The sequence below is a fragment of the Oribacterium sp. WCC10 genome (assembly GCF_900113415.1).
GTDB lineage: Bacteria > Bacillota > Clostridia > Lachnospirales > Lachnospiraceae > Oribacterium.
In genome coordinates, this window is record NZ_FOPH01000015.1 from 76,987 (window position 1) to 90,307 (window position 13,321).

Consider the following 13,321-nt stretch of genomic DNA (forward strand, 5'->3'; position numbering starts at 1 on the left):
ATGATGTGGCTTACACACCTCGCAATAATGTTGAAACCGCCGCTGCACGACTTAATATGTAGTTAAATCTTCTGTCAGAGGGTTTCGTCAGCCTCTTCTTATAAACCGACAATGAGTTCTCTGCAAATCTGAAAAGAAGCTGTACCACTGTGCAAAGCAGTACATAAATCATGAGAATTACAAGATAAGCTTCGATGTAGTTATAGCCTATGGCTGCTTCTATCTTTGCCAGGGCGGTAATGTCTTTGACCGTCATCATATATGCAAGAGATGTATTCTTAAGAAGGCTTACGGTTGTGTTTCCTACATTCGGCAGTGCCGCCACAAGAGCTTGTGGAATAATGATCCTTGTATAGGCCTGAAATTTTGTTTCACCTATAGACATAGCAGCCTCAAGCTGTCCGGCGTTTACTGTAAGAAGCGCTGATCTGAAAACCTCAGAAAGAACCGCTATGGTGTTCAAAGAGAATACCGTATAGGCGTAAATGATGGGGTTCCAGGAGAAAACATTGTAATCAGTGTGAAGTACATTTTTGAAAATATAGTTCAGCGTCGTTGGCAAAAGACTATAGAAAAAAAGTATCTGAAGAACTATGGGAGTTCCACGGACGAAGGACACATAAAATCCGATTATCCTTGATGAAACCTTATGATCCACCAGCTTGCCAAGTGCCATAAAGAATGCCAGTGGAATTGAAATGAGAAGTGTCACAAATGTCAGCTGCAGTGTGACGGGTATTCCCGAAAGAGCTACAAGGAAGGTCTCCCACATAAATCCTAATTCAATTTCCATGAGTTATCCTCCTGAGTTCTCTGAAATCTGTTTTGGTCATTTTCTGTTTCACTGGATTTTGAACCGGCAGACCTTGCTTTTCCCATAGATACATCAAAAAATCCATTGCTTTGCTTTAGCTTATTAAGAATACCGGTTTCATATATCGGATATAGAATCTTTTCGGATACTGATTTTTCTTTTGATACTGCTTCTTCGTGTGGTCTCAGTCCTCTGAGAAGATGTTTCTCCAGTCTCTTCGATACTGCTTCAATAAGAAGTGTCAGTACCCAGTAGACTACGAACATTGCTATATAGGTTTCCAATGCATAGGATCCGTGATTAAGACCTATGATGAGCTGCCCCTTTCCCATGATGTCTATGAGTCCTATGGTGTAGGCCAGGGTTCCTTCTTTCATGAGATTTACAAGAGCGTTTGTGAAATTCGGAAGCGCGACTGCTGAAGCCTGAGGAAGTATTATTCTTCTGAAGGTCTGCCAGCGGCCGAGTCCAATGCTGAGACCTGCTTCACTCTGCCCGGGATCTATAGCAAGATATGCGCTTCTGAAAACCTCTGACATGGATGCTCCGAACATAAATGTAAAGGTTGTTATGACAAAGACCGCTTTGCTTGCATTATTTATATTGATACCGAAGCTTAAAAGAAGTTCCGGAAGTCCGTAATAAATGATGAAAAGCATTACTATGGACGGTACGCAGCGGATGAAGTAAGTGTAGGCAGATGCCAGTCCCCGAAGGACTCTTCCGCCCTTTAGCTTCCCAGCTGCAAGGAGGAGCCCCAGGAGCCCTCCGAAGAACACTGTACCCAGCATGATGCCTAGAGTCACAAGCGTATATGGAAGAATCTGGGGCAAAACTTCAAAAATGAAGGTAGGTTTAAATGGTCTCACAGTGTATCACCTTTCTGATATCCTTCAGGTACATAGTCAAATAAGCTGTAACCGAAATACTGCTTCTGTAAGCTTTCGATGGTTCCGTCAGCCTTCAGTTCCTCAAAGGCCTTGTCGAAATCATCTGCAAACTGCTGCTCATTCTTGTTGAAGAGTGACCAGATAGGGATACCCTCATAAGGAACAAATGCAAGCTTGTCTGAGAAATCATGATACTCACCATCCTCGTTTTCTACATTTGCTTCAAAGGAAGTCTTAATGTTGAAGTAAGCATCATAACGGCCCTCCAATACCCACTGATATGCGTCTGCCGCTTCGAAGGAATCACCTGCCACAAGGTCGATCTTTGCATCAGGGTGTTTTGAGTTGTAGTTCTCAACGATATTGTACTGAGCGTTTGCAGGTCCGATAGGAACCAGCTTTCCGGAGTACTTTGCAAAGGACTCAAGATCTGTTATTTCCGAAGCATTCTCCTTACGGATAGCGATGCCTATGATGGAAGCTCCGGTGTAGTTCTTAGGGAAAACGTACTTCTTTGAACGCTCTTCGGTCCACCAAACACCCTTGCTGCCGGCATTGTACTTACCTGACTCTACACCAACCAGAAGATCATCGTCTGTTGTTCCCACATACTCGAACTCATAGTTCTCAAGCTTTTCATCTATAGCCTTCCAGACCGCAACTTCATATCCGTCATGATTTCCGTCCTTGTCAATGAAGTCGTAAGGAACATAAGACTGTGTATGAGCTATAACCTTCTTTATCAATCCGTCGGATTCTGCTTTATCCTCGTCAGCCTGAGCAGTCTCAGCTTCGGTTGAAGCGTTACCTGCTGTTGTAGCTTCAGGAGTTGACGAAGCTGATCCGCATGCTGCAAGAGATACGGATGCAAGAGATACAAGTGAAACTGCTGCTACGATATTAATAAAATTCTTTTTCATAATTATTTCTCCCCTTTATTCATTTGAACACTTTTTTTGAAATCACATTTCACCCATGTCACAAAGGAAATGTAAAATGCTATTGAACACATTTTGGACTGTCAGTTTTGATTTTTTTTTTGAAAAGATACTTAGGGAAACGATGTTTAAAGTGTCTCCTCAGTATCTTAATCCGGTATTGTCATTAAACGGTTGCTTTCAGATCCGGAAAGCTATGTGAATCTCTTAAAGTATTCACGATATGAACCTTTGGTGTAGCTTCTGCGGCCGCTTCTCTAACCCAGTTAAGATGCTCAGACGGAGTGCTGTTTGGCACTGTGCAATCCGCTCCGACTATGACGCCTGTTCTTCCTGCTTCTTCTATGATCCTGCGCGTCTCGTTCTGAATCTCTGCCTTGCTGCCCCTGAAGATAATGCTGTCTTCGGTGTTAAGGAACCCGCCTATGACTGCTTTTCCTCCAAAGAATCTTCTTCCTTCACGAAGTGACAGGTTTTCGGTATTTACTGCCCAGTTAAATGCTGTTGCAGGATAGTCCTGATATACACTGATGTAATTCGTATTTCCTCTCCAACCGCATATATGAAGAATGTTTGTGTTGGTCAGCTTGTTTGCTGCTTCCAGAATTTTCTTTTCAGATGGTGTTACATACAGACGATAAAGGGCATCAGGGATAAAACGATGTGTGTCTGTTACTGAAAGATAGATACCGTCGGCAGCTTCAGTATTGATAACTGAAGGAAGAAGAGCAATGATATTGTCAGCCAGCTTATCAAGAGCCTCTTCTACTGCTTCGGGATTTGTTTTTATAAAATGAAGGATCAGATCATTTGCTTCCTGCTCACTTAGGTTATGACCATTGGCAAGTGCATAACGGAGATGGGCAAGTGGTGCGAAAAGATTGTAGAAAAGAAGGATATCATTACCATAGATTTCTCTGTATCCTCTCGCAAGCTTCTGCTGATCGGTGAACCATGGATGGAATTCTGAAACCGGAGTAAAATAGGAAAGTTCCTCAGGTGTTTTGGCATCGATAGTTATCGGCAGATAGAAGTAACCGTCTGTCATTATCTTTACGAAATCAGGATCGAATTCATCCTTGAAACGCTGTGCACCTTCCAGTATCTTGTTGAAATTCTCAGGATGTTCTACACCGTTTACAAATTCATCATCAAGATAATGGTGCCAGAAACCTACCGGAATTCTCTCTACAGGTTCGTTGTTAAATGCCTTTAATACAAGTTCTCGCTTTGTGCTCATGATACTCTCCTCCACTTTTTCTTAGAACAACAGATTTTCGTTATTGAGTAGTAAAAAGACTCCTACCCGATTTTTGCACTGCGAACATTCCGCACAAAGTACTCCATGTTCTTGCGATTGTCCGATGTACGTTCATGCGAGCATAACGTCCGCCTGACAATCTGATGCAACAAAAAAGGACCCGGATTTTTTGCCATCCGGATCCTTACATGTAGACGAAAATCGACTCAGTTTAGAATAGGGTATGGCAAATAAGCTCTATGCATACACATACAGCACATACAACATCCGTTACGCATGATATTTGATTTTGTATTCACTGTGAATGATGTCATATCTTTGCCACTCCTTTCCTTAGTCTATCAGACCATCCTGTTTTTGGTACTGATGTTCAGTCGGCCTATTATTCTTTAGCCAACAGATATTCAAGTTCGAAACCTTTTTGATTTGTTTCTGAACTTCATGTATAGTACTATAATGCTTAAATCCCTACCTGTCTACTAGGTTTTAATGATATTTTGCTATAGTTTATGACTATAACAATAAAAAACCTATCGTTTTCCTTTATCGTAGATTTCTCCCAATGCACGTGGACTGTTGTTATGCTTACTGAAGAATACCAGGAGTATCAGTGTCACTATGTAAGGTATTATCCTTACGAGATCATTAAATGTCGAAGGCATGCCCAGCTGTTGGATAAGCACCTGACCGCCACTTCTGGCAAAACCAAAAATCAGACAGGCTTCAAGTGTGGGAAGTATGGACCAGTTGCCAAATATGAGAGCTGCGATGGAAAGATATCCTAATCCGAGATAGATATCCGGCGAAAAGTTTGCTGTTATTGAATAGGCATAACTCATTCCCGCAATTGCTGAAAGACCACCGGAGATAATTACGGAAAGCAGTCTTATGCGGTTAACATCTATTCCGGCTGCATCTGCCGCATGAGGATTATCTCCGCAAGCTCTTAGATGCATTCCAAAAGGTGTTTTATACATTATGTACCACATGATTACGGCAATAATAATTATAATCACTTCAAACGGATATACATTTCTGAAAAATGCACCGATTACAGGAATCCGGGAAATGCCGGGAACGGAAAATCTTGCACTTGTTCCCAGGACAAACTTATTTGAAGCCTTACCAAATATACTTTCATTTATACGTTTTGTCAGAAAGCTTGTAAGTGCTGTCGCAAGAATATTTACTACTACACCGCTGATAACCTGATTGGCTTTAAACTTTATACATAACAGCACATGAACCAGTGAAAAAAGCATTCCTCCCAATATCGCAGCAAAAAAGGAAGCGTAATAGGGAACCTGGGAGGAACCTCCAAACTGCTGCATCAGAAGCACTGCGGTAAAGGCTCCAAAGAAAGCGCCGACCCCTTGCAGTCCTTCCAGTGCAAGATTGGTTATGCCGCTCTTTTCACTGAATATTCCACCTATTGCCATTATGAACATGGGAAGTGCAAAAGCAAGACCGTCTATAATAATGTTATCTATCATACTCTCTCCACATCCTTTTTATCATTAAGCTCCATGCTTATCTTTTCGATATATATCCTGAGAAATTCCGAGCAGGCAGCAAATATCAGTATCACTGAAGTTATAAGGTCAGCTATTTCTATTTCAACTCCCTGCTGCGAACTCATATATATGGATCCATTGGATATTATAGTTATCAGGAAAGATGCAAATATACATCCTATGGGGTCACTGCATCCAAGGAGTGCCACGGCTATGGCATTGAAACCCATGCCCGGAACCACTCCAGGCTGTATTGATGCATTGAAACCACAGAAGTAGGTAACACCGGCAAGTCCTGCAAGACCACCGGAGATTGTCATGGCCAGTATCATATTCTTTGAAATACTGATGCCTGCATATCTTGCAGCTTTTTTCCCGAGTCCTACAGCCTGTATCTCAAATCCTGTTGTTGTCCTGTTTATCAAATACCAGACAAAGATGGATGCCAGAATGGCGAGTGGAAAGGCAAGCGGTATATCAAATTTAAGACCAAGGGCTTTGATATTAACCAGTGTAAGCCTTGCTTCTTCGGTGATTACTACGCTTTGCCTTGAAACCGGATCCAGGAAAAATGTGTTTATAAAAAATGTAAATATATACATAAGTGTATAATTTATCATTATGGACGAAACAACTTCATTAATATTGAACTTATACTTCAGCCATCCTATCAGCGCACCGACCAGCGCACCGGAAATGATGCCTATGATAAGTACCAGTGGCCTGGCAAAAGGGGCAGGAAGTGAGGAATATCCAACAGTTATAGTTGAAACAAATCCGGCTGCCAGCATCATTCCGGAAACACCGATATTAAACAGACCTGCTTTAAGTGCAACCGCAACAGCCAGAGCTGCAAATATCATAGGTGTAAGAGTATCCAGGAATCCCATGAAATCGGTAAACATATTCTGACGCCCTGCATATTTTTGCTTCAGAAACAGTCCTGACCCCTGAAGAAGATTGCCATATGCCGAAAACGGATTTTTTCCCAGTGCCAGGAAAATTATCGCTCCAACCAGAAGACTTATGAAAATTGAAAACAGGGATATTCTGACCATTTGTAACTTCTCTCCGCCAAGAAGCCTTATCAGTGTTTTTTTCATGCACTCTCACCTCGATTCCCAACACCCATCATAAATCTTCCTACTTCATCTATAGTAAGATCTGAAGCCTTCGCAATACGGTTTATTCTTCCATCGAATATAACCCCGATGGTATCTGCACAATCCATTATTTCATCAAGTTCAAGAGATATAAGCAGTACAGCAGCTCCTCTGTCCCTTTCGGCAATAATCTGTTTGTGAATGTTTGAAATGGCACCTATATCAAGCCCTCTTGTCGGCTGCATAAATATGATTAGAGGAGTTTTCAATTCAAGTTCTCTGGCTATTATAGCCTTCTGTTGATTACCTCCCGACATGGTACGAACAACAGTATTGACACCTTTACTGCTCCTTATGTCATAATCCTTTATAAGCTTTTCTCCGTTTTCTGCCATTACCTTTAGATCAAGGCGCGAGTTATGTGACATTTTGGGCCGATAGTACTCTTTAAGTGCCAGATTATTCTTGAGATCAAAACCAAGAACAAGTCCTACATTGTGTCTGTCTTCAGGGATATAAGCCACTCCCTCTTCTGTTCGTTTTCTTATGGAATAAGAAGTTATATCTTTTCCTGAAAGCTGTATGCTTCCGTTTTTAGTCTTTCTTAATCCGGCTATAGCATCTGCCAGTTCGTTTTGACCATTTCCGGAAACTCCTGCAAGAGCGAATATCTCACCTGCATGAATTTCGAAAGAAACTTCCTTGACCGCCTCATAGCCAACTTCGTTACATACAGTAAGTCCCTCAACCTTGAGAACTACCTCTCCCGGTTTTGCTTCGCTCTTATCAGAAGTAAAGGATATATCTCTGCCAACCATAAGTCTCGCAAGTTCTGCGGTAGAAGCTTCCGGAACATTTAGGACATCAATCAGCCTTCCTCTGTTAAGGATGGCACATCTGTCAGCAATGGATTTAATTTCCTCAAGCTTATGAGTGATAATGATAATGGTCTTTCCACCATCACGAAGTCCTCTGATTATATCAAGAAGGTACTTTATTTCCTGAGGTGTAAGCACAGCGGTTGGTTCATCAAATATAAGTATCTCTGCATCTCTGTACAACATCTTAAGTATCTCCACCCTCTGCTGGGTTGAAACATTAAGATCACTGATAATTGCGGTGGGTTCAACCTTAAGTCCGTATTTATCCGAAAGCTTAGCTATGTCCTGATTGGCTTTTTTTATATTTACATGTGGAATGAAGCCAATAATCTTATCCTGGGGTTCAGAACCGAGAATTATATTCTCCGCAACTGTATAGTTTGATACAAGTCTGAAATGCTGATGTACCATACCTATACCGATTTTTGTTGCATGACGGGGTGAGGTTATTTTTACCTTTTCGCCCCGGATAAATATCTCTCCTTCATCAGGTTCGTACATACCAAACAGAATACTCATAAGTGTAGATTTACCGGCACCGTTTTCTCCCAGAAGAGCATATATCTCTCCTTTTTTTATGTTTATAGAAACGTCGTCATTTGCAACGATCCCGGGAAAGCGTTTCGTTATATGCTTCATCTCGATTATGTATTCCGAATCCATTAAACTGCACCTCCCTTTATCATTATCTGTAAAGAAAAAAACGGACGCGGACTATCTTGTCAGCGTCCGATATCATCGGTCTCATCATTATCACAGGATATCCGATAGGAAATGTCTCTATTGAAGACCGACGACCAGTGGGAGAACCTTCTCCACTGACTGATCACTCAGCGTCAAGTCCTGTGAAATTGTCAGGTGTCATGTCGTTAAAATTGGCTGCGGGAACTATGGTTCCGTTTTTAATCAGCTCATAGGCTTTATCTATCTTCTCAATTGTGTCCGGGGAAAGCTGGCATCTTGAAGAATCTTTTACGTATCCTACAGAATCCGTATCTGCTCCAAGAATGTAATTACCTCCTTTGAAAGAGCCATCCAGAATTGTCTCCAGAATCTTTTTGTCATTAGCGCCCATTATTTTGAGTGCCGAAGTAAGCATTACATTATCGCTTCCGTTAACACCATCATCATACTGGTCAGTATCACAGCCTATCATATAATCCTTTGCAGAACTCTCCTTGATTGCTGTGAGAACTCCTGTTCCTGAAGCACCGGCTGCAACGAAGATGATATCGCAGCCTTCCTTGATCAGAGCATCTCCTACAACCTTACCGTTTGCCGGATCTGCAAAAGAACCTATGTAGTTACCGCCTACATTTGTTCCTGTAACATCGGTGCCGGAATATGAAGCCAGTTCAACTATTTCCGCACCGGTCCCATAATGCTTGTTTGCATAATTAACTCCCGACATAAACCCATACTGATAATTTACATTTGTCGGTATTGCCACACCATTTACAACCGCAACCTTTCCTGTGCCGGTAGAAAGTGCCGCAGCCATTCCTGCAAGGAAGCCGGCTTCCTGCTCCTTAAATGTCATGCCATAGACATTATCAAGTTCGACTTCATTTCCTTCTGCATCTGTAGGGAATGTATCAACCAGAACAAATTTTTTATCAGGATTATCAGCAGCTACTTCACCGATTCCTGAAAACTGGAAACCATCGCATACCAGCACATCATAGTCTACGACAATATCTTCAACAGCTTTAACAGCTGCATCTGCAGCTCCTGTATTTTCCTGAACCGGTGTCACCGTTGACCCCGGATGTGCATCAATAAAACTAAGAATTCCATTGTAGTTCTCTTCGTTAAAGGAACCATCATCCACACCTGTCAGAGAACTAACTATCGCGATCTTAAGTCCGCTTTCTTCTGATTTATCTCCGGCTTTGTCAGTTGGTTTCGCGCTTCCACCGCAGCTTGTAAGAGCTGCTGCCATTGCAACACACATAAATACTGATAGAAATCTTCTTTTCATAGCACGTCACCCTCTCTATATTATTATGATGAACTATATAAAAACCATACACTATCTTTCTCGACTGCAATGTTCCAATATATAAGACGAATATTCCGTGTGAGCCGTCATTGAATCTGAGAGGCTCTTTCACCATGCCAATGCTTTACTTCAGTAGGTATGTTTATGACTATACTGCATCATAGATACCATTCTTCTTTACAGATCCTCCACCATAAATAAGCTGTACATTTCCCGTACTTTGGAAGTTCCTCGTTTAAAAACTTCAAAGATTCATCTCCAAAATAGAGTTTTGTTGCATTCTTGTAACTGAAATTTCCTGACATTTCTTTGTCCTCCTAAATTTATTCCCAGGTAAGTTTTCCTGTTTTCTGTGCTATTTCATATCTGCCTATCTTGTATTCAAGTTTTTCCAGCGCGATATCATACTTCTTCCTGTTTTCCAGGATCTGCTCTCTTACTTCTTTAAGAAGATTTGTTCTGGCATCTATGGTGTGATCACCTTCCTGGAATAACCTCACATATTCTATCAGCATTTCTACCGGAACCCCGGCATCGCGCATACAGACGGCATTTTCCACCCATCCTATGTCAGTTTCCTGATAATCCCTTATTCCTCCGGCTGTTCGTGTAACTTCCGGGATAACACCCACACGCTCATAATACCGAAGTGTATCCGGAGTCAGATTGTACTTCTCACAAACCTCTTTGATAGTCATGGCTCTATCTCCTCTCCTATAAACGAATGTCTTTTGCTTTTTATTTCTGATACACAGTTCCGAGCCTCCGGCGTCGGGGCACGGATTTTCAAAGAAAGCTGATGCTTCGCATCGAAAATCCAGCCACGGAAATGCTTTAATCAACGTTTCCCTATTCGGCTCCTGTATTACAAACTTCGTCTGAGCAGGCGCAATTTTCCTTTCCGCCTACTATGATCTTTCCGTTGGAATTCTCATCATCTCTGATGATCTTTGAAACCTCGGGAACCGATATGGTACCCGAAAGAGGATTTTTGATACTTATCATCGGAGTTGTTATGGTTGCTTCCACATCTGACTTCTCAAAAGCAAGATCAGTATCGATCATTTTGCAGTTTATAAGCTTTAGTCCCTTGCAGTAGCAAAGAGGCTGAGTCCCTATGATGGTACAGTTTTCAAAGGTGACGTTTTCACAGTACCATGCGAGGTATTCACCCTTTATGATACTATTTCTTACAACAACATTTTTTGCATGCCAGAAGGCATCCTTTGTATCAAAATTGCAGTTTTCAAAAACAGAATCCGTAATGTACTGGAAAGAATATTTGCCCTTGAGGGTCACATTCGAAAACTCAAGTCGCTCCGATCTCATCATGAAATATTCACTCTGAACATCGGTATCCTTCATACTGATATTCTTTACTGACCATCCAAACTCGGGAGAAATGATTTCACAGTTTTCTATCTTTATATCAGAACATTCCCTCAGTGCCTTTATTCCGTGCATTTTTGAATTCTGAATATCTGCATCATTTGTATACCAAAGGGCCGCTCTGCAGTTCTCAGTCATTTCAATGTTTTCAATCGTAAGCACATCATCATGCCAAAACGGATATCTGAGGTTGAAGTAGCTATCCTTCACCACAAGGTTTTTGCTCTCTTTAAAGGCACTCTCTCCATCTGCAGGACCATCAAACCTGCAGCCCTCCACAAGGATATCTCTGCTTCCGTAAAGAGCTCTCTCTTCATCAAATGTCTTGTTCTTTATGATCATATCTTTCATTTATTTCTTCTTACCTCATTTATTAACGCTTTTTAAGCTGTGATATCAGATATACAGATACTAATCTAATCGGCTCTGTAAAAATGTTGTCATTTTTTACTGCCTCATATCGGTTTCTGTATGGTCATCCTACACCCTGGAGCTCACTCCAGGTCAATCTTTTTTCGCTTTTTAATTTCTAAAATAATTCTAAAATGAAGAGAGTGGCAAAAACATTTGCCACTCTCTTCTGATACATCACACAAAATCATTTATTTAGCATTAATCATTTTATCAGCCTGATCTTATTTTATTCGATTTCCACCGAGTCAATTTCTACCGAATAAAAATAAAGAAACTTAGGATCACTTAACTAGCACCTTATATGTCCGCTCTAAAAATACTATATTCATCACTGCAAAAAGAAGTAAATATACAGGCATAATTCCTATTCCGACTGCCTGCTGTAAGAGACCAAATACCATTGGCATAAAAGTACTGCCAACATAGGCTGATGCCATCTGCAATCCTATCACTGCAGCTGAATATCTTTGACCAAAATTGGCAGGTGCCATGTGCTGGATTGCAGGATAAACAGGTCCCATTCCTGTTCCGATTATCACAAATCCCACCGCTGCAACATGATATCCGGATAATGGCATTAAAACCAGTATAATACCAAATAGCTCTACAAAAATACCTATCCTGATACGAAGTCTGTCATCCAGTCTATTCGAGATAAATCCTGAGATGAGTCTTCCAAGCATGAGTCCACCGAAAATCAGTGATCCGAAAGAGGCTATAAGTTCATCCGAAAGCCCTGCCCTGGTTTCTGCAAAATAGCTTGGTGTCCATAAAAAGCATGTTGCCTCTCCTGAGCAATATGCGAAGAACGCAATAAGTGTCAGTATTACTCCGGGAACCTTTAATGATTCTCTTATACCGGCGCTGTTCCTTAGCTCTTCTTCATCACTTCCTGATTCATTCCTCTTCCAGAGAGGAAACGATAGAATGCATACCAGAAGTATTCCCATCTGAACAAACGCAGTCCACCTGTACCCTTCGTTCCATCTTGCGTATTTCAGAGCCAGTGCCATGATGGACGGACTTATAACTGCTCCTACTCCGTAGAAACAATGAAGAAAATTCATTACCGAACCGGAATAGTTATTGGCCACATAGTGATTCACCGACGCGTCTATGGCTCCGGCTCCAAGTCCGTAAGGTATGGCGAATAAAAATAACATCGCATACTGCCATGAAATAGAGAAACCAAGAAGACCAATGATAGTAAGGAATATCGAAAAGATGACAATCCACTTAGTGTGAAACCTTTTTATAATTTTAGGGCTTAAAAGAGCTGAAATAATGGTCATGAATGAAATCGTCATTGATACATATCCGGCATATGAAGATGGTACTCCGAACACCACCTGCATCTTCGGCCAGCCTGATCCCAAAAGAGAATCAGGTAGTCCCAGGCTTATAAAAATCAAGTATATAACTGCTAATAACAAAGATCCCATGCTGTTTATTACTCCTTAATACGATGAAACTCCGGCTGCATTTTCTTAAATGTACATATGTTTTCGAAACCTATCTGTCTTAATTCCTTCATCGTTTCTTTAATATATGCACCGAAATGTTCCGGTTTATGACTGTCACTGCCTATGGTTCTGCTTTTTATTAATTGCAGCTCCACAGTGAGGGCAGCTGTATGTATACCATATATACACCGTTTCAATATTCACAGGTGTCCTCCATAAGTTAATCTGCTGCAATTTAGAATGATTCTCGACAAACATATATAATAATACGATAATTATTACGATATCGCTTATTAGTTGGAGGTGACAAACTATTAGTAGTCAATAGGTTTTAAACAAAATTTTGAAATTATTGGTTTGAGGGTAACTTTAATAAACCATCTGAATACACCGTATTTCAGATGGTGACTGGATTTCCGGTCTTTTGATGTTAGCGAAGTTTCTGAGAATTGAAGTCTATGTTTTGCTTTTCTAAAGCAAAGATAACTCGTAAAAGCTTCTTTGCAACATGGGTTATAGCTACCCGATGAGGTTTTCCTTCTTGACGTTTCTTGGCATAGTAAGTTGCAAAAGTCATATCGAAGCGAATTAAAGGAAGACAGCAGTTTAGCAAGACATATCGCAACGGAGATGATCCGTGTCTTACCATCTT

The 13,321-nt window shown here is 41.1% G+C and carries 11 protein-coding genes and 1 pseudogene; all 12 read right to left on the reverse strand.

The features are described from left to right. Positions 1-10: 10 nt before the first annotated feature. A complete protein-coding gene (locus BM294_RS11380) occupies positions 11-793 on the reverse strand; it encodes an amino acid ABC transporter permease (RefSeq protein ID WP_091208292.1) in 783 nt (260 codons plus the stop codon). Next, positions 778-1,683: an amino acid ABC transporter permease gene (locus BM294_RS11385; protein ID WP_091208294.1), complete on the reverse strand. Its 906-nt coding sequence runs from the start codon at positions 1,681-1,683 to the stop codon at positions 778-780. Before BM294_RS11385 ends, BM294_RS11380 begins: the two co-directional genes overlap by 16 nt. Beyond that, the gene (locus tag BM294_RS11390) at positions 1,680-2,624 is read right to left on the reverse strand and encodes a transporter substrate-binding domain-containing protein (protein ID WP_091208297.1); all 945 of its coding nucleotides are present in this window, start codon (positions 2,622-2,624) and stop codon (positions 1,680-1,682) included. The genes BM294_RS11385 and BM294_RS11390 overlap by 4 nt, the downstream gene beginning before the upstream one ends. Positions 2,625-2,808: 184 nt before the next feature. Then, positions 2,809-3,882, reverse strand: a complete 1,074-nt coding sequence (locus BM294_RS11395; protein ID WP_091208298.1) for a uroporphyrinogen decarboxylase family protein — start codon at positions 3,880-3,882, stop codon at positions 2,809-2,811. Positions 3,883-4,433: 551 nt separating this feature from the next. Then, a complete protein-coding gene (locus BM294_RS11400) occupies positions 4,434-5,396 on the reverse strand; it encodes an ABC transporter permease (protein ID WP_242944520.1) in 963 nt (320 codons plus the stop codon). Next, the gene (locus tag BM294_RS11405) at positions 5,393-6,520 is read right to left on the reverse strand and encodes an ABC transporter permease (protein WP_091208301.1); all 1,128 of its coding nucleotides are present in this window, start codon (positions 6,518-6,520) and stop codon (positions 5,393-5,395) included. The genes BM294_RS11400 and BM294_RS11405 overlap by 4 nt, the downstream gene beginning before the upstream one ends. Further along, positions 6,517-8,064, reverse strand: coding sequence for an ABC transporter ATP-binding protein (locus tag BM294_RS11410; RefSeq protein WP_091208303.1), 1,548 nt, complete (start codon positions 8,062-8,064; stop codon positions 6,517-6,519). Before BM294_RS11410 ends, BM294_RS11405 begins: the two co-directional genes overlap by 4 nt. Positions 8,065-8,227: 163 nt before the next feature. Then, positions 8,228-9,382 carry a BMP family lipoprotein gene (locus BM294_RS11415; protein WP_091208306.1) on the reverse strand — a complete coding sequence of 385 codons (1,155 nt, stop codon included), beginning with the start codon at positions 9,380-9,382 and terminating at the stop codon, positions 8,228-8,230. 172 nt (positions 9,383-9,554) lie between these two features. Continuing rightward, positions 9,555-9,708: pseudogene (locus BM294_RS15730) on the reverse strand (iron-containing alcohol dehydrogenase); the annotation flags it as partial. An 18-nt stretch (positions 9,709-9,726) separates the two neighbouring features. Then, positions 9,727-10,101: a MerR family transcriptional regulator gene (locus BM294_RS11420; RefSeq protein WP_091208309.1), complete on the reverse strand. Its 375-nt coding sequence runs from the start codon at positions 10,099-10,101 to the stop codon at positions 9,727-9,729. 151 nt (positions 10,102-10,252) lie between these two features. After that, positions 10,253-11,143, reverse strand: coding sequence for a DUF3737 family protein (locus tag BM294_RS11425; protein WP_091208312.1), 891 nt, complete (start codon positions 11,141-11,143; stop codon positions 10,253-10,255). 344 nt (positions 11,144-11,487) lie between these two features. After that, a complete protein-coding gene (locus BM294_RS11430) occupies positions 11,488-12,618 on the reverse strand; it encodes an MFS transporter (protein WP_242944521.1) in 1,131 nt (376 codons plus the stop codon). Between the last annotated feature and the right edge of the window lie 703 nt (positions 12,619-13,321).